This is a genomic window from Stenotrophomonas sp. 93052_Sma (genome assembly GCF_056481145.1).
This window is the reverse complement of the sequence record NZ_CM151134.1, coordinates 1,846,984-1,868,362: the sequence shown is the minus strand read 5'-3', so window position 1 is coordinate 1,868,362 and position 21,379 is coordinate 1,846,984. Positions and strand designations below refer to the sequence as shown.

The 21,379-nt window shown below is 62.5% G+C and carries 25 protein-coding genes, 1 other RNA gene and 2 pseudogenes; 13 read left to right on the top strand and 15 right to left on the bottom strand.

Annotated elements, in window-relative coordinates; all coding sequences use genetic code 11:
• Positions 1-34: 34 nt before the first annotated feature.
• From dnaK to hrcA, 3 genes are all read right to left on the bottom strand, one after another.
• Entirely contained in the window at positions 35-1,960 is a 1,926-nt protein-coding gene (gene dnaK / locus ACZK2V_RS08895) for a molecular chaperone DnaK (protein WP_486323139.1), read from the bottom strand.
• 182 nt (positions 1,961-2,142) lie between these two features.
• Positions 2,143-2,658, bottom strand: coding sequence for a nucleotide exchange factor GrpE (grpE, locus tag ACZK2V_RS08890; protein WP_032128290.1), 516 nt, complete (start codon positions 2,656-2,658; stop codon positions 2,143-2,145).
• Positions 2,659-2,721: 63 nt separating this feature from the next.
• Positions 2,722-3,786, bottom strand: coding sequence for a heat-inducible transcriptional repressor HrcA (gene hrcA / locus ACZK2V_RS08885; RefSeq protein WP_010484463.1), 1,065 nt, complete (start codon positions 3,784-3,786; stop codon positions 2,722-2,724).
• 116 nt (positions 3,787-3,902) lie between these two features.
• On the opposite strand from hrcA, the pseudogene recN reads away from it, so the two are divergent.
• Positions 3,903-5,560 (top strand): annotated as a pseudogene (gene recN / locus ACZK2V_RS08880) (DNA repair protein RecN).
• 121 nt (positions 5,561-5,681) lie between these two features.
• On the opposite strand, the gene ACZK2V_RS08875 reads toward recN, so the two are convergent.
• On the bottom strand, positions 5,682-6,599 hold the full coding sequence (locus ACZK2V_RS08875) for a LysR family transcriptional regulator (RefSeq protein ID WP_049424313.1): 918 nt from the start codon (positions 6,597-6,599) through the stop codon (positions 5,682-5,684).
• 97 nt (positions 6,600-6,696) lie between these two features.
• On the opposite strand from ACZK2V_RS08875, the gene ACZK2V_RS08870 reads away from it, so the two are divergent.
• On the top strand, positions 6,697-7,941 hold the full coding sequence (locus tag ACZK2V_RS08870) for an SGNH/GDSL hydrolase family protein (protein ID WP_049424316.1): 1,245 nt from the start codon (positions 6,697-6,699) through the stop codon (positions 7,939-7,941).
• A 58-nt stretch (positions 7,942-7,999) separates the two neighbouring features.
• Here ACZK2V_RS08870 and fur read toward each other — a convergent pair whose 3' ends face one another.
• Entirely contained in the window at positions 8,000-8,407 is a 408-nt protein-coding gene (gene fur / locus ACZK2V_RS08865; protein ID WP_005409235.1) for a ferric iron uptake transcriptional regulator, read from the bottom strand.
• A gap of 103 nt (positions 8,408-8,510) precedes the next feature.
• Here fur and ACZK2V_RS08860 point away from each other — a divergent pair, with 103 nt between their 5' ends.
• Complete coding sequence (locus tag ACZK2V_RS08860) at positions 8,511-8,903, top strand: outer membrane protein assembly factor BamE (RefSeq protein WP_010484453.1); 393 nt, start codon at positions 8,511-8,513, stop codon at positions 8,901-8,903.
• Between the two features lie 37 nt (positions 8,904-8,940).
• Here ACZK2V_RS08860 and ACZK2V_RS08855 read toward each other — a convergent pair whose 3' ends face one another.
• Complete coding sequence (locus tag ACZK2V_RS08855; RefSeq protein ID WP_032128285.1) at positions 8,941-9,198, bottom strand: RnfH family protein; 258 nt, start codon at positions 9,196-9,198, stop codon at positions 8,941-8,943.
• 3 nt (positions 9,199-9,201) lie between these two features.
• Positions 9,202-9,627 (bottom strand): type II toxin-antitoxin system RatA family toxin, encoded by a 426-nt coding sequence (locus ACZK2V_RS08850; RefSeq protein ID WP_486323138.1) that lies wholly within the window; start codon positions 9,625-9,627, stop codon positions 9,202-9,204.
• 57 nt (positions 9,628-9,684) lie between these two features.
• Here ACZK2V_RS08850 and smpB point away from each other — a divergent pair, with 57 nt between their 5' ends.
• Positions 9,685-10,188: an SsrA-binding protein SmpB gene (gene smpB / locus ACZK2V_RS08845; RefSeq protein WP_010484447.1), complete on the top strand. Its 504-nt coding sequence runs from the start codon at positions 9,685-9,687 to the stop codon at positions 10,186-10,188.
• Between the two features lie 125 nt (positions 10,189-10,313).
• Here smpB and ACZK2V_RS08840 read toward each other — a convergent pair whose 3' ends face one another.
• The 3 genes from ACZK2V_RS08840 to ACZK2V_RS08830 all read right to left on the bottom strand — a co-directional run bounded on the left by ACZK2V_RS08840 (position 10,314) and on the right by ACZK2V_RS08830 (position 11,772).
• Positions 10,314-10,886 (bottom strand): hypothetical protein, encoded by a 573-nt coding sequence (locus ACZK2V_RS08840; protein ID WP_032128284.1) that lies wholly within the window; start codon positions 10,884-10,886, stop codon positions 10,314-10,316.
• A 141-nt stretch (positions 10,887-11,027) separates the two neighbouring features.
• The gene (locus ACZK2V_RS08835) at positions 11,028-11,459 is read right to left on the bottom strand and encodes a GNAT family N-acetyltransferase (protein ID WP_049462621.1); all 432 of its coding nucleotides are present in this window, start codon (positions 11,457-11,459) and stop codon (positions 11,028-11,030) included.
• Between the two features lie 85 nt (positions 11,460-11,544).
• Entirely contained in the window at positions 11,545-11,772 is a 228-nt protein-coding gene (locus ACZK2V_RS08830) for a hypothetical protein (RefSeq protein ID WP_486323137.1), read from the bottom strand.
• A gap of 197 nt (positions 11,773-11,969) precedes the next feature.
• On the opposite strand from ACZK2V_RS08830, the gene ssrA reads away from it, so the two are divergent.
• From ssrA to ACZK2V_RS08815, 3 genes are all read left to right on the top strand, one after another.
• Positions 11,970-12,362: a transfer-messenger RNA gene (ssrA, locus tag ACZK2V_RS08825) on the top strand.
• A 300-nt stretch (positions 12,363-12,662) separates the two neighbouring features.
• Positions 12,663-13,322 carry a hypothetical protein gene (locus tag ACZK2V_RS08820; RefSeq protein WP_486323136.1) on the top strand — a complete coding sequence of 220 codons (660 nt, stop codon included), beginning with the start codon at positions 12,663-12,665 and terminating at the stop codon, positions 13,320-13,322.
• Positions 13,288-14,085, top strand: a complete 798-nt coding sequence (locus tag ACZK2V_RS08815) for a site-specific integrase (protein ID WP_486323135.1) — start codon at positions 13,288-13,290, stop codon at positions 14,083-14,085. The genes ACZK2V_RS08820 and ACZK2V_RS08815 overlap by 35 nt, the downstream gene beginning before the upstream one ends.
• Before the next feature lie 486 nt (positions 14,086-14,571).
• Here the strand turns inward: ACZK2V_RS08815 and ACZK2V_RS08810 are convergent, their stop codons facing one another.
• Positions 14,572-16,143 carry a MobA/MobL family protein gene (locus tag ACZK2V_RS08810; protein ID WP_486323134.1) on the bottom strand — a complete coding sequence of 524 codons (1,572 nt, stop codon included), beginning with the start codon at positions 16,141-16,143 and terminating at the stop codon, positions 14,572-14,574.
• A gap of 403 nt (positions 16,144-16,546) precedes the next feature.
• Between ACZK2V_RS08810 and ACZK2V_RS08805 the strand changes: the two genes are divergently transcribed.
• On the top strand, positions 16,547-17,032 hold the full coding sequence (locus ACZK2V_RS08805; protein WP_486323133.1) for a hypothetical protein: 486 nt from the start codon (positions 16,547-16,549) through the stop codon (positions 17,030-17,032).
• The gene (locus ACZK2V_RS08800) at positions 17,022-17,777 is read left to right on the top strand and encodes a hypothetical protein (RefSeq protein WP_486323132.1); all 756 of its coding nucleotides are present in this window, start codon (positions 17,022-17,024) and stop codon (positions 17,775-17,777) included. Before ACZK2V_RS08805 ends, ACZK2V_RS08800 begins: the two co-directional genes overlap by 11 nt.
• 86 nt (positions 17,778-17,863) lie before the next feature.
• On the opposite strand, the gene ACZK2V_RS08795 is transcribed toward ACZK2V_RS08800, so the two are convergent.
• On the bottom strand, positions 17,864-18,016 hold the full coding sequence (locus ACZK2V_RS08795; protein ID WP_486323131.1) for a transposase: 153 nt from the start codon (positions 18,014-18,016) through the stop codon (positions 17,864-17,866).
• Positions 18,017-18,103: 87 nt separating this feature from the next.
• On the opposite strand from ACZK2V_RS08795, the gene ACZK2V_RS08790 reads away from it, so the two are divergent.
• The gene (locus tag ACZK2V_RS08790; RefSeq protein WP_486323130.1) at positions 18,104-18,445 is read left to right on the top strand and encodes a hypothetical protein; all 342 of its coding nucleotides are present in this window, start codon (positions 18,104-18,106) and stop codon (positions 18,443-18,445) included.
• Positions 18,446-18,447: 2 nt separating this feature from the next.
• Here the strand turns inward: ACZK2V_RS08790 and ACZK2V_RS08785 are convergent, their stop codons facing one another.
• Both ACZK2V_RS08785 and ACZK2V_RS08780 read right to left on the bottom strand, forming a co-directional pair.
• Positions 18,448-18,747 carry a hypothetical protein gene (locus ACZK2V_RS08785; protein WP_486323129.1) on the bottom strand — a complete coding sequence of 100 codons (300 nt, stop codon included), beginning with the start codon at positions 18,745-18,747 and terminating at the stop codon, positions 18,448-18,450.
• Positions 18,748-18,757: 10 nt separating this feature from the next.
• A complete protein-coding gene (locus tag ACZK2V_RS08780; RefSeq protein WP_486323128.1) occupies positions 18,758-19,216 on the bottom strand; it encodes a hypothetical protein in 459 nt (152 codons plus the stop codon).
• Here ACZK2V_RS08780 and ACZK2V_RS08775 point away from each other — a divergent pair.
• The 3 genes and pseudogenes from ACZK2V_RS08775 to ACZK2V_RS08765 form a co-directional block, all read left to right on the top strand.
• Positions 19,197-19,490: pseudogene (locus ACZK2V_RS08775) on the top strand (helix-turn-helix domain-containing protein); the annotation flags it as partial. The gene ACZK2V_RS08780 and the pseudogene ACZK2V_RS08775 overlap by 20 nt on opposite strands.
• Entirely contained in the window at positions 19,491-19,670 is a 180-nt protein-coding gene (locus tag ACZK2V_RS08770; protein ID WP_486323317.1) for a helix-turn-helix domain-containing protein, read from the top strand. It abuts the pseudogene before it with no gap.
• A gap of 110 nt (positions 19,671-19,780) precedes the next feature.
• Positions 19,781-20,878, top strand: a complete 1,098-nt coding sequence (locus tag ACZK2V_RS08765) for a hypothetical protein (RefSeq protein ID WP_486323127.1) — start codon at positions 19,781-19,783, stop codon at positions 20,876-20,878.
• Here ACZK2V_RS08765 and ACZK2V_RS08760 read toward each other — a convergent pair.
• Positions 20,858-21,376, bottom strand: coding sequence for a PIN domain-containing protein (locus ACZK2V_RS08760; RefSeq protein WP_486323126.1), 519 nt, complete (start codon positions 21,374-21,376; stop codon positions 20,858-20,860). The two genes, ACZK2V_RS08765 and ACZK2V_RS08760, sit on opposite strands and share 21 nt — an antisense overlap.
• Positions 21,377-21,379 lie beyond the last annotated feature (3 nt).

The window sequence follows — 21,379 nt, the reverse complement described above, 5'->3', positions numbered from 1 at the left end:
GACGCTGATGGCCAGCGTCCCGTGTCGGTCCGGATCAGGACTTCTTGTCGTCCTTGACTTCGGTGAACTCGGCGTCCACCACGTCATCCTGCGGCTTGCTCGCATTGCCAGCGTCGGCACCCGGGGCGGCACCGCCCTGGTCGGCCGAAGCGGCGGCAAACAGCGACTGGCCGGCTTCTTCCAGTGCCTTCGACTTGGCTTCGATCTGTGCCTTGTCGTCACCCTTCATCGCGGTTTCCAGGTCGGCCAGCGCCGCCTCGACCTTGCCGATGACATCGCCGCCGACCTTGCTGCCGTGCTCGGTGATGGCGCTGCGGGTGCCATGGATCAGGGCGTCGGCCTGGTTGCGGGCCTGCACCAGCTCCTGGAACTTCTTGTCTTCTTCGCGGTTGGCTTCCGCGTCGGCGACCATGCGCGCGATCTCTTCCTCGGACAGGCCCGAACCGGCCTTGATCTCGACCTTCTGTTCCTTGTTGGTCTTCTTGTCCTTGGCCGACACGTGCAGGATGCCGTTGGCGTCGATGTCGAAGGACACTTCCACCTGCGGCAGGCCGCGCGGGGCCGGCTCGATGCCGGACAGATCGAACTTGGCCAGCGACTTGTTGAAGCGGGCCTGTTCGCGCTCACCCTGCAGCACGTGCACGGTCACGGCCGACTGGTTGTCCTCGGCGGTGGAGAACACCTGCGAGGCCTTGGTCGGGATGGTGGTGTTCTTCTCGATGATCTTGGTGAACACGCCGCCCATGGTCTCGATGCCCAGCGACAGCGGGGTCACGTCCAGCAGCAGCACGTCCTTGACGTCGCCGCCCAGCACGCCGCCCTGGATCGCAGCACCCAGTGCCACGGCTTCGTCCGGGTTGACGTCCTTGCGCGGTTCCTTGCCGAAGAACTCGGTCACCGCCTGCTGCACCTTCGGCATGCGGGTCTGGCCACCGACCAGGATCACTTCGCTGATGTCGCTCGAACGCAGGCCGGCATCGTTCAGGGCGACGCGGCACGGCTCGATCGACTTCTTGATCAGGTCTTCCACCAGCGCTTCCAGCTTGGCGCGGGTCAGCTTGATGTTCAGGTGCTTCGGACCCGAGGCGTCAGCGGTGACGTACGGCAGGTTCACTTCGGTCTGCTGGGCGCTGGACAGCTCGATCTTGGCGCGCTCGGCGGCGTCCTTCAGGCGCTGCAGGGCCAGCGGATCCTTGCGCAGGTCGATGCCCTGGTCCTTGTTGAACTCTTCAACCAGGTACTCGATGACGCGGTTGTCGAAGTCTTCGCCGCCCAGGAAGGTGTCGCCGTTGGTGGCCAGCACTTCGAACTGCTTCTCGCCGTCGACGTTGGCGATCTCGATCACCGAGACGTCGAAGGTGCCGCCGCCCAGGTCGTACACCACGATCTTGCGATCCTTGTTGTCACCCTTGTCCAGGCCATAGGCCAGCGCAGCCGCAGTCGGCTCGTTGATGATGCGCTTGACGTCCAGGCCGGCAATGCGGCCGGCGTCCTTGGTCGCCTGGCGCTGGCTGTCGTTGAAGTAGGCCGGCACGGTGATGACCGCTTCGGTGACCTTCTCACCGAGGAAGTCCTCGGCGGTCTTCTTCATCTTTTCCAGCACCTTGGCCGAGATTTCCTGCGGGGCCATCTTCTTGCCGTCGCTGGTCGACACCCAGGCGTCGCCATTGTCATGGGCCAGGATGCCGTAGGGGACGTGGGCGATGTCCTTCTGCACTTCGGCGTCGGTGAACTTGCGGCCGATCAGGCGCTTCACCGCATAGAAGGTGTTCTTCGGGTTGGTCACGGCCTGGCGCTTGGCCGAGGCGCCGACCAGGACTTCGCCGTCCTTGGTGTAGGCGACGATCGACGGGGTGGTGCGATCGCCTTCCGAATTCTCGATGACGCGGGCCTTGCCGCCGTCCATGATCGCCACGCACGAGTTGGTGGTGCCGAGGTCGATACCAATGATCTTGCCCATGGGGGAGACTCCTGAGGATGCTTGTTGGGGTCAGTCCGGCCGCTCGGCCGGTGGATGAATACGATGTGGGGGAGGCTCGTGGAACATTCAAGCCACCTCCCGAACGCTGTGTTCAGCGCCTGGAAAACCTTGCCAGGCATGGCCTGGCACGACCGGGACCGGGCATGGCCCGGCCCGGCCGATCAATCGGCGGCCACCACCACCAGCGCCGGCCGCAGCAGGCGCTCGTTGAGCAGGTAGCCCTTCTGGAACACGGTCACCACGCTGCCCGGGGCGGCGCCCGGGGTCGGCACCTGGCTGATCGCCTGGTGGTGTTCCGGGTTGAACGGCTGGCCGATCGGGTCAAGCAGGACCAGGCCGTTGTCGGCAGCGACCTTCAGCAGCTGCTTGTAGGTCAGCTCCAGGCCTTCGCGCAGCGGATGCGGGTCGTCGCCGGCGGCCTTCAGGCCGGCATCCAGGCTGTCGAATACCGGCAGCAGCTCGCCAAGCAGCTTCTCGTTGGCGAACTTGCGGGCCTGCTCGATGTCACGGGCAACACGCTTGCGCTGGTTCTCGAGGTCGGCGCGCTCACGCAGCGCATCGGCCTTGATCTGCTCGACTTCGGCGCGCAGGCGCTCCACTTCGTCGTTGACGCCGGCGGCGGCGGCCGCATCGGCGGCAGTCTGCTGGGATTCGATATCTGGATGTTCGTGGTTCATGTCTGGGTCCCTGGCGGTCAATCTCCGCCTCCACCCACCCTAGTGTGGGCGGGATGCTGCGTTTCAAGCGTCGGATGTTCCGGGAGTGCGCCCGGCCGGTGAAAAGGCCGCGCCGAGCACATCGGCAGTGGCCTGGACCAGCGGAATCATGCGGTCGTAGGCCATCCGCTTGGGGCCGATCACGCCCAGCACGCCCAGTACCTGGCCATTGGCGGTGTACGGGGCGGTGACCAGCGAGACCCCCTGCAGCGGCATCATCCCGGTCTCCTCGCCAATGAAGATGCGCACCCCCGGGGCCTGGATGGTCCGCTCCAGCAGCTGCAGGATCTCGCGCTTGCTGGAGAACAGCTCGAACAGTTCGCGCAGGCGCTCCAGGTCGGACAGGTCCTGCACCCCCATCAGGCGGGTCTGGCCGGCCACCAGCATGTCGTCGGCGGCCGGCTGCAGGGCCTGCTCGGCCAGTTCGATGCTGTGCGCCAGCAGCTGCTCCAGCTCGGAACGGGCATCGCGCAGCTCCAACAGCAGGCGGGTGCGGATCTCGGCCATCGGCAGGCCGGCGAAATGCGCATTGAGGTAGTTGGCCACCTGCTCCAGCTGGCCCGGCGCGAACTCCTGCCGGGTCTCGATGACCCGGTTCTGCACCTCGTTGTCGGCAAACACCAGGATCGCCAGCACCCGGCGCCCGTCCAGCGCCACGAAGTCGATCTGGCGGAAGGCGAACTGCTCGCGTCGCGGCGCGCTGACCACGCCGACGAAGTGGCTCATCGCCGACAGCAGCTCCGAGGCGCTGCCGAGCAGGGCCTGGGTGCTGCCGCCGCCAGCCAGTTCCTGGCGCAACCGGGCCAGCTCGCCTTCGCCCGGCGGCTGCATCTGCAGCAGGCTGTCGACGAAGACCCGGTAGCCATGTGCGGTCGGGACGCGCCCGGCGGAGGTGTGCGGCGAGGCCAGCAGCCCCAGGTCTTCCAGGTCACCCAGAATGTTGCGGATGGTGGCCGGACTGACCTCCAGCCCGGCCACGCGCGCCAGCGTCTGCGAGCCGACCGGCTCGCCGTCCTGGATGTAACGCGCAATCAGCGTGCGCAGCAGATGGCGCGCACGCGGGGCAAGCTGGTCGGGAGAACCGTGCATGGAATCAACCTGTGAGACACGGACACTAGATAATGGCGGCGCATCACCTTGGCAAGTCATTGGACCTCCCTCGCCCGCGTGCTAGCGTTGCGCGGCTGCTGATACCCCCCTTACCCATGCTCAGACATCTTTCGATCAAGGATTTCGCCGTCGTCCGCGCCACCGAACTGGAGTTCGGGCCAGGCATGACCGTGGTTTCAGGTGAGACCGGCGCCGGCAAGTCGCTGATGGTCGACGCGCTGGGCTTCCTGTCCGGCCTGCGCGCCGACAGTGGCGTGGTCCGCCACGGCGCTGCGCGCCGAACTTTCCGCCGAGTTCGCGCTGGACCAGCTGCAGGCCGCGCGCCAGTGGCTGGCCGACAACGAGCTGGACGACGAGGAACAGTGCCAGCTGCGCCGCGTGATCCGCGCCGATGGCGGTTCGCGGGCGTGGATCAATGGCCGCCCGGTGACCCTGGCCCAGCTGGGCGACCTGGCCTCGCTGCTGGTGGAGATCCACGGCCAGCACGAACAGCAGGCCCTGCTGACGCGCCCGTCGCAGCTGGCCCTGCTGGATGCCTATGCCGGCAACGAGAACGAGCGCCGCCAGGTGCGCCGCGCCGCCGCGGCCTGGCAGGCCCTGGTCGATGAATCGCTGGCGCTGTCGCAACAGGGCGACGTCAGTGACCGGATCGGCTTCCTGGAACACCAGCTGCGCGAACTGGACCGCGAAGACCTGGAGCCGGAGTCGATCGTCGCACTCGGTGCCAGCCACCGCCGCCAGGCCCACGCCAGCGCGCTGCTGAGCGCCTGCCAGGCGGCCAGCAACCAGCTCAATGGCGACGATGGCAGTTCCGCGCTGGACCTGCTGCAGCAGGTGCGCCACGAGCTGTCGCGCCTGATCGAACACGACCCGCGCCTGGGCGAGGTGGACGGCCTGATCGAGAACGCCTCGATCCAGCTGCACGAAGCCCTGTCGCTGCTGGACCGCGTGCATGACGACCTCGACGCCGACCCGGAGCAGTTCGAGGAGAACGAGCGTCGCCTCGGCCGCCTGCACGACCTGGCCCGCAAGCACCGCGTGCCGATGGACGAGCTGGGCGCGCAGCGCGAGCGCATGCATGCCGAAGTGGAACAGTTGCGCGGCGCCGACGAACGCCTGCAGCGCCTGTCCGGCGAGATCGACAAAGCCGCCGCCGCCTGGCGCGTACAGGCCGAGGTGCTGACCGCCAGCCGTCGCAACGCCGCTGCCGAACTATCGGCCACCACCACCGGCATCATCGCCGAGCTGGGCATGGGCGGTGGCCAGTTCCTGATCGAACTGGAGCCGCAGGATTCCGGCAAGCCCGATCCACAGGGTGCTGAGCGCGTGGAGTTCCTGGTCGCCGCCAACGCCGGCCAGCCACCGCGCGCCCTGCGCAAGGTGGCCTCGGGCGGTGAACTGTCGCGCATTTCGCTGGCCATCGAAGTGGCCGCGCTGGACCTGGATGCGGTGCCGACCATGGTGTTCGACGAAGTCGACTCCGGCATCGGCGGCGCGGTGGCGGACATCGTCGGCCAGAAGCTGCGCGCCCTTGGCGAGAAGCGCCAGGTGCTGTGCGTGACCCACCTGCCGCAGGTCGCCTCCAAGGGCCACGCGCATTACCGGGTCAGCAAGGCGCCGGTGGAAGGCATGACCCAGAGCGCGGTGGAAAAGCTGGACAGCAAGGCGCGCGAGGAAGAGCTGGCGCGCATGCTGGGCGGCGTGGAAGTGAGCAAGGAAGCGCGCCGCCGCCCGCAAGCTGCTGCAGGTCTGAGGCCTGTTCGCGGTTTTCCACGCATGGCGTGGATCTACAACGCGCGAGGTAGTGCCGGCCGCTGGCCGGCAACCTCATGATCTTCGTTAACCTGTGTTGGGTTGCCGGCCAGCGGCCGGCACTACCCCCGTGGCCGCGCCAGATCCACCGTTTCCACCAGGAAATCGAGGAAGGCGCGCACTCGCAGCGGCAGGTAGCCACCCTGCCCCAGGAACACCGCATGGACCTCTTCCAGGTCACCGGGATTGGCCTCTTCCAGCACCGGCAGCAGGCGTCCGGCGGCGATGTCCTCCTGCACCTGGTAGGTCGCCAGCCGCGCCAGGCCCAACCCGCCCAGCACCAGCTGCCGCAGCGCGTTACCGTTGCTTGCGCGGGCATTGCCACTGGGCAGCACCATCCGCTCGCGTCCGTCCTGCAGCAGCGGCCAGCCCTGCATCGCACGCGCATGGCCGATGTCTAGACGGTTGTGCGACATCAGCTCCTCAGCGTTGCGCGGCAGTCCATGCCGCTGCGCGTAGGCTGGCGCGGCCACGATGATCATCCGCGTCGCACCGAGCCGTCGCGCCACCAGGCTGGAACTCTTCAGCGGGCCTGCCCGCACCGCCACGTCAGTGCGCTGCTCAAGCAGGTCGATCACCTCGTCGTTGAGGGTCAGGTCCACGCCCACCTGCGGGTTGCGTTCGAGGAACGCCGGCAGCAGCGGCAACAGGAAATGCTGGCCGAACGGCACGTTGGAATTGACCCGCAGGCGTCCGCGCGGCTCGGCATGGGCGCTGGCGCAGCGCTCGGCCTCCTCCAGGTCGGCCAGCACGCGCAGGCCGCGCTCGTAGAACGCGCAGCCTTCCGGGGTCAGCTGCAGCTGGCGGGTGGAACGCTGCAGCAGACGCGTACCCAGCCGCTGCTCCAGCCGTGCCACCAGCTTGCTGACTGCCGACGGCGTCATGTCCAGGGTACGGGCCGCGGCGGAGAAGCCACCGGTCTCGATCACCCGCACGAACACTTCCAGTTCGCCGGATCGGTTGATGTCGGGTCGCGCCATGGCGATGAATCCAGTTCACAGATGATTATCCATGCGCAGTCTAGTTCACAGATCGACGGAGAATCACCATGGCCCTCCCTCCTCCCGGGATTGCCCGATGAACCGCCTCAGCCAGCTCACCGCGACCGCCTTGATCGCCCTCTCCAGCGCAGCCAGTGCCGCCCCGGCCCCGCACTGGGTCGCCAGCTGGCAGGCAAGTCCGCAACCTGTCTGGGGCGCCGATTTCCTGTTCCCGACCCTGGTTCCGGCCACGCTGCAGGACCAGACCTTCCGCCAGACCGCGCGCATCAGCTTGGGCGGGCCCCGGCTGCGGGTGCGGCTGAGCAATGCCTACGGCACCCAGCCGCTGCGGATCGGGGCGGCCAGCGTGGCCGCACACGCGGGTGCCGCCCCGCAGCCGCTCAGCTTCGACGGCCAGCCCGGGGTGCTGATCGGCCCAGGTCAGGAACGGCTGAGCGATCCGCTGCCACTGGCCACGGATGACCGCCAGGCGTTGCAGATCAGTGTCTTTGTGCCGGAACCGACTCCCGTCAAGACGTTCCACTGGGAGGGTCGGCAGACCAGTTGGATTGCGCCCGGCGACCAGAGCCAGACCCAGGCTCTGAGCGGGGCCAGCAGCACCACTGCCCGCCTGTTCCTGGCTGGCATCGAGGTCGAGGCGGCGGCCAGCGCACGCAGCGTGGTGGTGATCGGCGACTCGATCACCGACGGTGCCACCGCCAGCCTCGACCAGGACCAGCGCTGGACCGACCATCTGGCGGCGCGTCTGGCACCGCGGGGCGTTGCCGTGGTCAACGCCGGTATTTCCGGGGGGCGGCTGCTGCGCGATGGCATGGGCGAATCCGCCTTGGCCCGCTTCCGGCGTGACGTGCTGGATCAACCAGGCGTGGTCAGCGTAGTCGTGCTGATCGGCATCAATGACATCAGCTGGCCCGGCACCGCCTTCGCCCGGAACCAGGCCCGGCCCACGCTGGCCGAACTGCAGGCGGGGTATCGCACCCTGGCCGAGCAGGCCCATCGGCGGGGTCTACGCATCCTCGGCGCCACCCTGACACCGTTCGCCGGCGCCCTGCCCGGCACGCCGCTGGACGACTACTACCAGCCGGAGAAGGAGGCACTGCGCCAACAGCTCAATGCCTGGCTGCGCAGCGACAGCCCGTTCGATGCGGTGATCGACCTGGATGCGGCGCTGCGCGACCCGGCCGATCCGTCACGGATGGCCGCCGCCTACGACTCCGGCGACCACCTGCATCCGGGCGATGCGGGTAACCGGGCCATGGCCGAGGCGGTGGATCTGGAGGTGTTGATGGGGCCCCTCACGCATGGCGTGGATCTGCCGTAAGCAACGAAAAACCCCGGGCAGGCCCGGGGTTTCGTCGCATCCAGCTGGCTGGAACGGCTTACTTGCGCTTCTTGCGCACGTACAGCACCAGCGAATGCTCTTCCAGCTCGTAGCCGTGGTCGGCCGCGATCTTGCGCTGCAGCTCCTCGATCTCGTGGCTTTCGAACTCGATGATCTTGCCGCTGTCCACGTCGACCATGTGGTCGTGGTGGCCGCCACGGTCCAGCTCGTAGACGGCCTGGCCGCCTTCGAAATTGTGCTTGAGCACGAGGCCGGCGGCCTCGAACTGGGTCAGCACCCGGTAGACCGTCGCCAGGCCGATCTCGTCGCCATGCTCGAGCAGCTGGCGGTAGATGTCTTCGGCGGTCATGTGGTGCTGGGCATTGCGCTGTTCAAGCAGCGCCAGGATCCGCATCCGTGGATGGGTCACCTTCAGGCCGACTTTTCGCAGGTCGTGGGTTTCCATAGGTCTCCGTTCATTGGCGATTTAGCGCCAGCTGCCTCGGATTGGGTCGCGGTGGCACGCCGGGAGTGTATCATCGGTTTGATTTCCCCAACCGCCAGTCCCGATGCGCAATCTCCTGTTGGTCGCCGCCGTCGCCCTGTCCACCACCGGGTGCGGCATCATCTACAAGCAACCCATCTATCAGGGCAACCTGATCCGGGAAGATGCCGTGGCCAAGCTGCAGGTCGGGCAGAGCAAGCAGCAGGTCACCGCGCTGCTGGGCACCCCGTCCATTCCGGACCCGTTCCACGCCCAGCGCTGGGACTACACCTCCAGCCAGCGCGTGAACCGCCTGGGCCGTACCGAGGTGAAGAACTTCACCGTGTTCTTCGACAATGACAACGTGACCCGCTGGGAAGGCGATTACTTCCCGGGTAACGACAAGGCCCTGGCCCAGCAGACCGTGCGCCAGTTCGGCCGCAATCTGCCGAAGGACAAGAAGAAGAAGGGTCGCTGACGCCCCCTGCCCGTCCTCGCGGACGGGCGACGAGGAATCAACCGCCGAGCGCGCGACGCCGGCGGTTGTCCTTGGGGTCGGCCTGCAACGGGCGTAGCAGCTCGATGCGGTCGCCATCCAGCAGCACCTGCTGCGGGCGCGCCAGCAGCCCATGCACGGCCGCCGCCGGGCAGTCGGCACTGCCTTCCAGCGCAGCAGCGGCAATGGCCTCGGCCACGGTCGCGCCCTCGTCCAGCTGCAACCGGCGCGAAAGCACCCGCTGCGGCCAGGCCAGCACCACCTCGACCTCGATCATCGCTCAGGCCTCGTCGGCAACGCGGATGAAGTCGTTGACCATGCGGTCGGCCAGGCTCTGGAAGCCCAACGCCAGCGCCGGACCGAGCAGGCGTGAACTGGGCTCGAACTCCAGGGTCAGGGTCACCTTGCAGGCATCCTCGGCCAGCACATGGAATTCCCAGCGGCCGTGCAGTTGCTTGAACGGACCGTCACGCAGCTGCATGTCGATGCTGTGCGGTCGCTGCAGGGTGTTTTCGGTCTGGAACCAGGTACTGAACGAGCCCAGGCCCAGGTCCAGGCGCGCGACCAGCCGGTCCTCGCCCTGCTCCAGGATCTGGGCAGCCGAGCACCAGCGGAAGCGGCGCGGATAAGCCTGGACATCGTTGACCAGGTCGAACATGCGTGCGGCCGAATGTTCGACCAGGGCGCTGCGGCGGATAGTTGGCATGAATACAGGACGTTTCGGCAATCGACCGGGCGGGCCCGAATCGGAGACAATACGGAAATGAGCAAGAACAGCGGCAAGGATAAAGCAAAGAGCGCGACGGCCAACAAAACCATCGCGTTGAACAAGCGTGCCCGCCACGAGTACCACATCGAAGACCGCTTCGAAGCCGGCCTGGCCCTGCAGGGCTGGGAGGTGAAATCGATCCGTGCTGGCCGCGGCAACATCGTCGACGCCTACGCCTACGTGAAGGATGGTGAGATCTTCCTGATCGGCGCGCAGATCACTCCGTTGATCCAGGCCTCGACCCATGTCGTGGCCAACGACCGGCGCGATCGCAAGCTGCTGCTGCACCGGAGCGAGATCGACAAGCTGGTCGGCAAGGTCGAGCGCGATGGCTACACGATCGTGCCCACCGCGATGTACTGGAGCAAGAACAAGATCAAGCTCGAAGTCGCGCTGGCCAAGGGCAAGCAGACCCACGACAAGCGCGATGCCGCCAAGGACCGCGACTGGGCGATCGAGAAGCAGCGCGTGATGCGTCGCGGCAACCGCGACGCGTAAGGCCGTTGCACATGATCATGTAGAGCCGAGCCATGCTCGGCTGCCTTGGCTTTCTGTAGAGCCGAGCCATGCTCGGCTTCGGTAAGAAAAGCAGTCGAGCATGGCCCGACTCTACAAAAGGCAGGTCACCCCGCCAGCATGCCCTGCCTGCGCATCCGCGGCGACAGCGCCGCGTGCATCACCGCCAGGTGCATCACTACCGCCAGCTCCGGTGCGTAACGGTCATCGCCCAAGCGCCACTGTTGGGCCAGGTTCGCGGCATCAGCCGGCAGCAACGCCAGCAACTGGGCGTCGTCCAGTGCATCGGCCGCGCCCTGCAGCTGGCGCGCCATCTGTCGCGACTGCCACACATGCACGCCGATGCTGAGACTGGCCAGCGACATCAGCACCACAGCCAGCCCGTGCTCGAACCACTGCGACAGCACTTCCGGCCCCCACAGCAGGGCGGCCAGCACTGCCAGGCCCGGCAGGCGCCACCCCAGCCAATGGATGCGGCCGCGCTGCGACCAGTGCACCACCACCGCGCTGGCGACCAGTGCCGCAGCTGCCGTGGCCGGCAACTCCGTCACCCAGGTGGCCGCCAGCAGCACCGCCAGCACCGCCCAGACCCAGCCCGGCGGCAACGCACGCCGCTGGTAGTCGGCACCGACCGGCCCGATCAGCTGCCGCAGGCTGCGTTGTTGGCTTGCATCGGTCACCCATGGTCTCCGTGTCTGTCCTGGCTCGGATGGTCATCGCCAGTGTGTCGCAAATTCGTGCCCACGAAGTTAGCAATCCGCTATGACAGACGCTCTACAACAAGTTGCGGATTGACAGGACGCGCGGCTCGCCCGCAGCGCTCACCCCGCCGACAGATCCTTGCTGAGGAACACCCTGCATGTGCCGACCGGATCGCATGGCACCCGGCCGAACACGACCCATCCATGCTTCACATAGAAGTCGGGCGCCTGGAAGCTGAGGGTGTACAGCACGCCGGAACGGCAACCGCGACGCCGCGCTTCATCCTCTGCGGCCTTCAGCACACGCGACCCCAGCCCGTTGCCGCGATGGGCCGCTGGCAGATGGAACAGATCCACGAACCACAGGCCCAGTGAGGTTCGCCCGGTAAGGCCCCCTACCACCTCGCCACTGGCCGGATCGGTGACCAGCACCGCCAGTGTGCGCCGATCGGCGTAACCCGCAGCGTCAACATTGAACTGATCCAAGCCAGTGCCAATCACCTCCAGCGCTTCGTCGCTGGGTTCATCTGTTACTGCAACGTCAAGCGTCATGGCGTCCTTCCACTGGCTCCACTTCAGGAATCTGGATGCTATCAAGCCTGATCGCACCTACGCCGGCCCGCTTCAGCGTTTGGCGCTATTGCGGCCCGTCTTGAGCACAGACCGATGCCACTGCCTTCAACAACAGATCGGCCTGCAGCCCTGATGCAGGACCTGTTGCCGGAAACGCCGCCGCGAGGGCCTTCGCCGCCCGATCTGCGTGTGGCTGGATGTACCAGGACGATTCAGCCGACAGCATGCCACCGCGCACCTCTTGCGCGATCCGATACTGTCCCCAGTTGCCGGGGCTGACGGAAATGGCCATGAGGCCCCCCGTGGAGTGGTACCGGAAATTCGAGCACGGTGTCCCAAGGGATCGCAACGTGCCAATCAGCTGGGAGACGGACGCTCACCCGCGTGACTGTTCAGGAAGATTGCCGTAAGATCCGTCTCGTTGGGCAGGGTCAGTGTCAGCTTTTATGACGGCATTGGCCCCAAAGCCTTGCAATGCTTGAAGAAGCCGGGGGTGCATTGGTTTCGACGGGGGTTGTGAAGTCGCCTGGCGCATGCCGAGGGGGTAGCTTTCCTCGTAAATCCAGCTGCAAAACTCTAGTTGCCAACGACGACAACTACGCTCCGGTCGCTCTCGCAGCCTAAAAACTGCGGTGCGTGACCTTCTGCCGACTTAGGCGGAGCCTCGAAACTGCTTGTGTCCATGCTCGCAGCGTAGAGTCATTATCATGGAATCGCGCTGGGCGGCTGCCTGTCAGTCCGGCACTAGAACACAACAGGCTGGTTCCCGGGTGCGCTTTGCACACCGTGCTGCTCGGGGATGAGATTCAACGGTGAGCTAAGCATGTAGTGCTGGGGATGGAGTGCCTTCGGACGGCGGTTCAATTCCGCCCACCTCCACCATCTGTAAGCAGTTCAGCTGTATCTTGCTGATTCTGTTGGGTTTTGGCAGGGCGCGATACCGAAAAACGATCTTTCCAAAAGGATCTTTTGAGGTATCGCCCCTTGCCTAAGCCCTATCTTCTACGCCGACCTAGCGGACTTCATGTCCGCTTTCTTGTTCCTGTAGACCTGCGCGAGGCTATCGGCTCACGCTTCTTGGTCCGCCGCCTTCCTCCGTCTGCTGTTGACCTTGCCCGCCTCGTCGCGGCCCGCATGGCTGTGGCACTCTCCGAAGCATTCGAGCGCTGGAGGGGTAGCCGCATGGATGACAAGGATAGAGAGGACCTGCTGAAAGTCGTCAGCGGCTCCATCAACCAGTGGACCGGAAACATCCAGCTGCCAAATGGGACTAAGCTCACCGGTCTGAACGTCAATGGGCGAGAAGATGCTCAAGCACTTCTGGAAACGATCAGAGGCTTGGCGTTGCCTGAACTCTCGGTTGTGGGACTGCCCAATGGACCCACCCGCGCACATTTCACGCTATCCGACCGCATCGCCCTGTATCTGGCGGACCTGAGGAACGCCAAGACCTCACCCGGCAATCTGCTGGATAGTGAGAACACGCTCATCATCTTCCAGGAAGTCGCAGGACCTGACCTGCTGATGTCGAAGGTAGGGGAAGCCCAAGTCAGAGCGTTTCTGACAGGACTCCATCACTGGCCAAGCAATGCCAGGAAGAAGAGTGACTACAAAGAGCTGACTGCACCACAGATCATCGCCAAGGTCAGGCAGCAGAGAGATAAGGGCATTGTTGTTTCTGGTCTCTCAGATCGGACCCTCGGAAAGCACCGAGACCGCCTTGCCAGCTTCTTTAATGCACAAGTGGCCAGCGGCATCATCGCGCTCGCCCTTGGACGGGATCAAAAGGCAGAACTCGGCACAATCCGTGGCTGCCCTGCCCCGCCGCCAGTTCACGATTGAAGAGATCAACAAGATCTTTGACCCTGAGAATTTCCTGCCTTGGGCCAAAGGACGGCCTGATCGCTACTGGGGCGTGCTGCTGGCCGCAGGCACCGGGGCGCGGGTCAACGAAGTTGGTCAGCTCTATGCGGAAGATGTTGCAGAAGTGAACGGCATCTGGGGGATCCACATCCGCGCCGTCCATCGCGACCAGAAGCTGAAGAACGCCAACTCGCTTCGCTTCATCCCACTACATCCCCGCCTCTTGGATGCTGGGATCCTCACCTATGCCCGCGATGTCATGGAGGCAGGCCATGAGCGCCTGTTTCCCCACCTGCCTTGGCATAAGAAGGCAGGCTACGGGGACGCCCTCGGAGATCAGTTCCGCGCCTATCTTGTTGGCTTGGGCATGATGCAGCCCGGCATGGGCTTCCACTCGTTCCGACATACTGCGAGCACCCGGCTTCTCTATGCGGGGGTGCTTAGCTCTATTGCCGCTGCCATTACGGGGCACAAGGCGCATATGCCCGGCGAGCTCGGAACCTACGTAGATGTGCCCACGCTCCAATCGCGCGCAGACGCGGTAGCGCTTCTCCCCGTTCCCGAAGGTCTGCCGGTCTATCAGACTGGAGAGGCAGCGCAGTCTCTCAGGCAAGCGCAACTCAGAGCGAAGCGGAGGGCGGTCAATGCAGCTGCACGTGAACGAAAAGCGGTCGCTCTTGCCAAAAGCGCGCACTCCACGACGCCAGCAACTCGCGTGAGGAAGCCATCGAAGGCGTCGTAGCGCCCGGGGGATCGCGGCGACAATGATTAGGCAACGCCATCAACCACTCTAGGCGCCCAAGATTCGGGGCCGAAGCCTTGCGATCAACGCAAATGGTGGTTTTATGAAAGCTCCCCCCACGTTAGGAGCTTCGTATGCCGTTAGAAAGAAAGCTGGCTATCGCTAGTCGAGTGCTATGCCCGTTGATTGCCCAAGACCGGACCCGAGACACGCAGGAGCGGATCGAGGACATCATCCATGCCCTCGAAATCGCCGACGAACTGATCAACCGATGCATGCACCCAAAGCCTCCTGCTGACGACCACACTCTGAAACCTGCCGTAAGGGTTAGAGAAGCCGTGGTGGAGCGCGATCAGGTGCAGCTCAGCGACATGATCTCAGAACGCCGTGGCACAGTGTCAAAGCCCACTCGCGGACCTACCTACCACTGAGTTTGCGAAACCAGAGGTGGCTGAAGCCCCGGCTCGCCGGGGCCCTCGCTGTCTATCAGTGCAGCCGCACTCCGGGCTCCTTGACCTGCTTCATCGCCAGTAGGACATCAGCTGGAGCGGACGCTGCAGGAGTGTCAGTGGGCGCGTCCTCCAACACCGGATATCTCCGAAGCAACACTTCACTCCAATTCTCCAGCTGTGAGAGGGACTCATCTGTCTGACGGTTGTAGTCTTTCTGGGCCTTGGGGCCAGTGGCTTCGTGAGCGCGTTGGTACTCCAGGCGCCCAAGTTCGAAAGCCCGAACCCGGCGCGCCCGACGCCGCGACCAGTCTGAGCGATTCAAGAGGCCCGGCCTTGGGTTTTGGCTTTCGAAGTTCTCCAAGGCAAATTCTGCCTGGGCCAATACGTGCTGGGCACGGTCTTCAGCCTTCAGCCTACGCTTGAAGCGTAGAGCGTCCCGCTTCAACTTCTTCAGTCTTACGAGCAACTCTTCCAAGTCGCCACGGAGCCTAGGCGCTGCGACATGAGCGGATATCAAGGTGGCACTGTTGCGCAGCAACCTGCGCGTAAATCTAAGCCGATCTCTCAACGCCTCAATCCACGCCTCGGCCCAAATTTCTAGTACAGCCTTCAACGCCTGCTTGGATGCGGTGGCCTGCAGCTGCCGCGCCCCGTCGTCGGCAACCGCCCCAACCGGCATGGCTTCCCTACCCCCGTTAACCAGACGAGTCGCTCCACCAGGTGACAGCATTGGTAGGATCAGGGGATGCGAAGCAACTTCGCGCGGGCCGACCGGCATGGCTTGATCGGATGCGGGCTCCATCAGCCTGCCCTCTCCTGCCATCTCGGCCACGGCGCGATCCCAAGCGGCGCTGTTGGCCTGGTGGATCCCGTCATTGCTCTGCTTAAGGACTGTATCGGCGCCTCGGCGATGAAGCGCCGTCGCGTCTTTGCCCATATGAAGTCCTGGAGCACGGGAAAGCTCCGCCGCTGTAAGCTCATCCCCTTGCTCTGCAGCCTCAGCGGCCTGATCTTTCAAGCTACGGTGATCGACACGGGCCGAGACACCTGCAGCAGCAAGATGGGCATTGATGGCTTCCCCTACCATCGCGCGAATCCATTCGACTTCCCCTCGGCCTGAAGGGCCGCCATCCAGCTCCCTGGTCTTATCCTTCAACCCGTCTGCGTCCATCCGCCTGGTCGTGGCTAGGATGTGGACGTGATAGTTGAGCCCGTCAGCGGTCTGCGGCTCATGGATGCTTGTCTGGACTGCGAACCTGTAACGCTGGACTAGACAGCGCGATATTTCAGCTGCCAGGTCTGAACGCTGCTCTTTGCTCAGTTCGTGCGGCAGCGCCACCTCGAACTCCCTAGCAACGGTTGCGTCCTTTCGGCGCTCCGAAGCCTCTGCCGCTGGCCAGAGCTGCCGAGGATCGAAAGCCCAGTCAGGCGCCTCATCCGGCGCTAGGCAGCGGGTTTCGACAACTCCCCCTCGCCTTCGGTAATCGTGCCGGAGACCGGTGCGATCATCGATGATGAGCAGCCCCGCCCTGTAGGCAGCGGCGGCGGTGGATGCGTGCCCTTGGGCACGGCTGAAGGTCTTTACTCTTGTGTGATAGATGGCCATCAATGCTCCTTGTTCTGGCCCCCGCACTTGCCTTTATGCCTACGATTTAGACTTTGGCAAGCGCTTTTTTAGGGGGTCAAGGGGCACAGCCTCTTGCGCACGCATTGCCCGAAGGGCAATGCCTAAGTGCGCTCTTGCTCCAATGACGCCCCGGCTGAGACGCTCTACAAATAGGCCAGTGCTATTATCCGCCGACGTTATGCCTGTTGTCTGATGAGTGATGATGAGCGCACGAGAGCATGGGACGTGGTCAGCCGTCCTAGAACAAATCGTTAGAGCAATATGGCTGCATCTAATGCCCGCCACCCAAAATGCTCAGGCAGCTCTTGCGGGTTGCACGCCCGCCGGGGGGGGAAAAAAAAAAAAGCCCCCATCAGAATCCCCCAACTCCCGAACGCGAGCTATGACTAAAACGGACAGCAATGAACGCATCACAATCACCTCGACCCCCACCCCTGCCCTTTCCGAAACGGCCGCAAAGAAATACGTAATCATCCTCCCCGAATTGGCCAGCCTAGGATCCGGCAGCCATGCATATGCATCCACGTCCATTTCTCTGAAGAAGTACGCTGAAACACAGGTAGAGATCGACTTCCTTACGCCAATGGATGACCTCTATGACCAACGATCTTCGGCCATCTATCTGCCACCGATACTGTTCGTTGCCCAAGCCTTAATCGATAACCAGGAACTCGTAAAGACGACGATTGACATCATCATCGCTTTCCTTCGAGACTCAGGAAAATCTGAAAGCGCACCCGTAGAGCTGTCCTGTTTGGTAGAAGAAAAAGAGGGGGCGCGAAGCGTCAAACTGGACTACAAAGGGCCTGTCGGCGGGCTATCCGCCATTGAAGCCGCCCTAAAAGAGGCAGTGCGTCGTGGAAAGTAAATTTTTTGGCTCACCTCCTTTCATCTCTCAGGGAGTTGTGGAAACGTGCCTTGACTACCTAGAATCGGCAGGCCAGCTAAACATCATCGTCCGCTCAAGCAAGCTCCAAGAAGCGAAGATTAAAGAGATAGATGAGTTCATCGCAGAACTTAAGGCGTTCAAACGTTGGGCCATTGATCAAGAGGTCGAGCAATTAGCCAACGAACTCTTTCACTTCCAGTGCTTCATCAGAAGTGTTCAATCCTCCTTAGAGACTTGGATCAACATCAAGAATAGTGAGCCGGAGAGCGCCTGGCACTCCCTCATGGATGCGAGTGAATACAAAGACATAGCCCTAAGGATCAATGATTACGAGGGAATCCGGAAACATGAAGCGCTACTTATAGACGCGCGGCGACTGCTCTTTCCTGAAAACATGACCTTCAACAGCCCCGCATTCCGCTCCACAATAGGCGACTGTTCAATCTGCGGCGCCCCATTCCAATCCTGCGATCACATTGAAGACTTTATATATTCAGGCAGGCTCTGCCGTAGGATCAATATTTCAATCATCGAAGCAAATCATTCTGCCATTGTGAAGAATCCACGCGATCCACGCTGCATCATGACCGAGCGTTCTGATGAGGACGGAAACATGATTAACATGCTCACACTGGAGCCAACTGGGGAAAAGCGGGAGAAGGGTCATAAGGCGATGCACCTGACGGGAATCTTGCTAGCAACCAAGCCGCTAGACTTTGACTAACGACCTAATTTAAGCAGGGATAAAATCCGAAGATCAAACTTAACTACCGCCAGGCTAATCGAAAGCTACTTGTTAGGGCATTTGACTTAAACAGTACGCAATGCGATCAACCAGTTGGTCAACGACTTGACCGAGATATCCAGATGCCTTGCTGCAACGGCAGGGCCATTGGACTCACCCAGCGCGACGACTTGCGACTTGAAGTCGTCCGTATAGCGACGGCTGGTGAGGCGTGACATGAAGAACCTCCAAGTGCGATCAAATCATCGCTTCTTGGCGTCCGTTTCAGCAGGGCAGGATCACCTCGCCCCTCAGGACACTGAGGCATGAGCAGTACCTCAGGTGACCTGACCGCCACCTCAGCAGGTGGCAATCCCAATCGGCTCGAAAGCACCCAGGTGTTGGCGCTGCAATCAGAATATCGATTGGCGCTTGCTTCGAGCAAAGCGGCGGCGGAGCAGCCACGGCAGCCCCCAAAGCAGCAAGAGAGGCCAGAAGACGACCTGGCCGAAGAGCAACAGCCCGAAGACTGCCCCTTCAGCGGTAGTACCATCCTCAAACACTACGCTGCAAAGCCACCACAGGGCCGCGACCGTGATAAGCCAACGGACTACGTTGAAAAACCTCCACATCTGAACCTCCTAGCCAGTGCTTGGTGGCGGACTTGAATTCAGCGACGGTCTACAACAGTCCAAGTGCCATCGACCTTGTCGATGACGAAAGTGCCGACAAGCTGCTGTTGCTCAGTGCGTGTGCCCAGCTGATACCGCGCAGTTCCGGTGACACTGCACGCGTAACCCGGAACGTCCCCTCGCACACACTCGCCTACCTTCAACCGCTCAAACGTCATCGTCGTTCCCGTTGCCTCTTTGAAATACGCCGTCAGCGCCTTCTCAACGTCGCCAGTACCAGGACCACCCGAGCAGGCGGCCAGCAGCGCAGCAACGGAAACCATCCAAAGCTTCTTCATATGTGTCCCTTCAGTCGATGAGTAGGCAGTGGCTACCCGGATTCGTTGCAGTGCCAGGCAGGACTTCGCTGTCGATCACTGACCCGGCCTTATTGATGACGATCACGATCTGACTAGGCCGGGCGGATGAGTCTTCATCGCGCTCTCCCAGATAGGCCAAGGCAACGGCACCCCCGAAGTCGTAGACCTTGCCGAAGCCCACCACGCTATGCGCTTCGGCAGGCAGCAGCACCGGCTTGCCATCGAGCTTGATAGCGCGCTTGTAGTCCCGGCCTTCCACAGGTTCGATGCGGCCGATCCTGGTTCGGATGGGTCCAGTGGGCGTTGCGGAGCCATGACCCGTGGCCCAGACGAACTCGGAGACCTTGGGATGCCCTACCCCGCCCGCACTGAACTGGCCGCTCTGCAGCTGGCAAGACAGGCTGGGCGCAGCCTCGGCAGAAGAGGCAATGGTGAGAAGACCCAGCAACGCAAAGCACCTCATATCCATACGACTAGCTCCCCGGCGAATATTTGCGTTGAACGCAAATGACCAGCTAAGCTTAGATGGGCACACTTCCGGGAGTCAACGTCTTTGTTGTTCTCGGATGCCCGCCCCTCAACCTACGCCTACTGTTCTTGGCCAACGCCTTCGCGCCGCCCGTGTGGCTAAGGGGTGGACGCAGGCGCAGCTTGGGGAATTGCTTTTGGGCGTGGACGACCCGAACACGGTGGCTCCCCGCATCAGCCGTTACGAACGAGGCATGCACAAGCCCGATCTGGCGACCATTGAGAAGTTGGCGGAACTGCTGGATCTTCCAGCGGCCTACTTCCTTGCTGCTTCGGACACAATGGCTGAAGCCATCCTGATGCTATCTCAGCTTGATGCCAGGAAGCAGAAGGAAGCACTTGTGCTAATCAAGAGATTGATAGACGCCTCATAGCAGCCGCAACCAGCGACACCGATTCCGGAAGTAGCTTCAACGATTACCACGCTACAGATGCACCGTTAGACCTTCACCTGCGATGGGCATGAAGCCCAGGGAGTGATCGTATGACCTGCGAGATAGTGAACGTCGGAAAGAGGCGAGACGGGGGAAGCCGTTATTGGTGCGTATTCCATCATGCAAACGCAACCGCAAAGTATGGCGTGGCTGCAGAAGAGTGCGTTGCCGCACGTGACGAACCCATTTCGGAGAGTGAGTCCCTCGATCTAGAGGTTGACCGTTACGAGGGAGGGATAGCTCTTTGGGGGTCAGTGCCCGCGTCATACGACACCACCACCCTGCCCACCGACAGAGGCATCCATGTCCACGCCAGGCGCTTGGGCCGAGACTCAGTCAAGGACATCGACAAAACCTATCGAAGGCTGAGGATTCCATTTACGACAGACCTACTGTCCTCGGATTGGTTTGTAGTCGATGAGATCGACGCAATCAACTACATGGTGTCTGGGGTCTTCGGCTTCGGAACCATCAGTGTCAAATGCAGCCACTGCGGGTTCGCCCATCTCGACCGCGACTGGTTCGCAGTCCATCCTCACAAGAAGCATCAGTGCCATGGATGCGGAAGACAGTTCTCCGACTCGGAAATCGCAATAGGAAACCCGCTCTCACAGCTGCGGAGCCACCTTGAGCCGGGCACTCGATCCCAGATAGCTGCGCCGAGAACCATAAAGATACGCCAACAGGACTACCCAGGAGGGATACAAATCTGGGGATCAAATCCTGCCATCCTCTGGACCTCCACAGCTCCTGAAGAAACCGGAATCCATCTGCACGCGCTGAGCGAGGAAGGCCAAGAGTGGCCCAAGGTAGACGACACGTATGAGTCTGTCGAGATAGATGGCATCGAGCTTGATGCCGAACAAGTGCGCTACTACATGGCGCAAACGGCGCTGCCACACATCGAAGGACGAGTCGTGGCTCTGTCATGCCCCCAGTGCAAAGAGCCTCACTTCGATAAGGGGAAGTGGGCATATACGCCCCACATTGACCACGAATGCCATTTCTGCGGAGCGATCTTCCAGAATCCATCGCAGATCAAGAAGACGATATCGAACCCGTTTGTGGAGACACGAGCACGCCTTTCCAAGCATACGAATCGAATTCTTCGTGAAGACAAGCTAGGGTTACGCCCCGAAACCATCTAGCAGGGTCACTTCTTTGACGAAGAAGCCCACATCGATCTGTGGAAGATAACCACCGAGCTTGCGCATCTCTTCATAGGCGAGATGCGCAGCTTCAGTCGTGATTAGCCCTTGGCTACAGGCTCGTTGCATCAACCCCAAAGAGCCGGTCACCAGCGACTCATGCCCGAGCCGCTTGATAGCCGCCTTGCGGGCCCGACCGTCATCACAAGCGATCTGGCACTGGATCGCGGAGGCAATGAGGATGCACTCGGTCTCGCCATCACCGAGCCCCATTTCATTCTTCGCTGCCAGAAATGCCGAATATGGGACCAATCCGTCGTCGGCAAGGGTCAAAGATCCCTTGGCAAGCTCCAAGTCCAACACTTCAGAAGCGGATGAAGCCTCATCTTTCACCAAGCTTCCGACTTGAAACTGCACACCCTCGATACCTAAGATCGCATCAAAGACCTCGCCATTCACGAGGTTGATGACTGTCGAGGCGTCGAGAAGCACTATCACGCT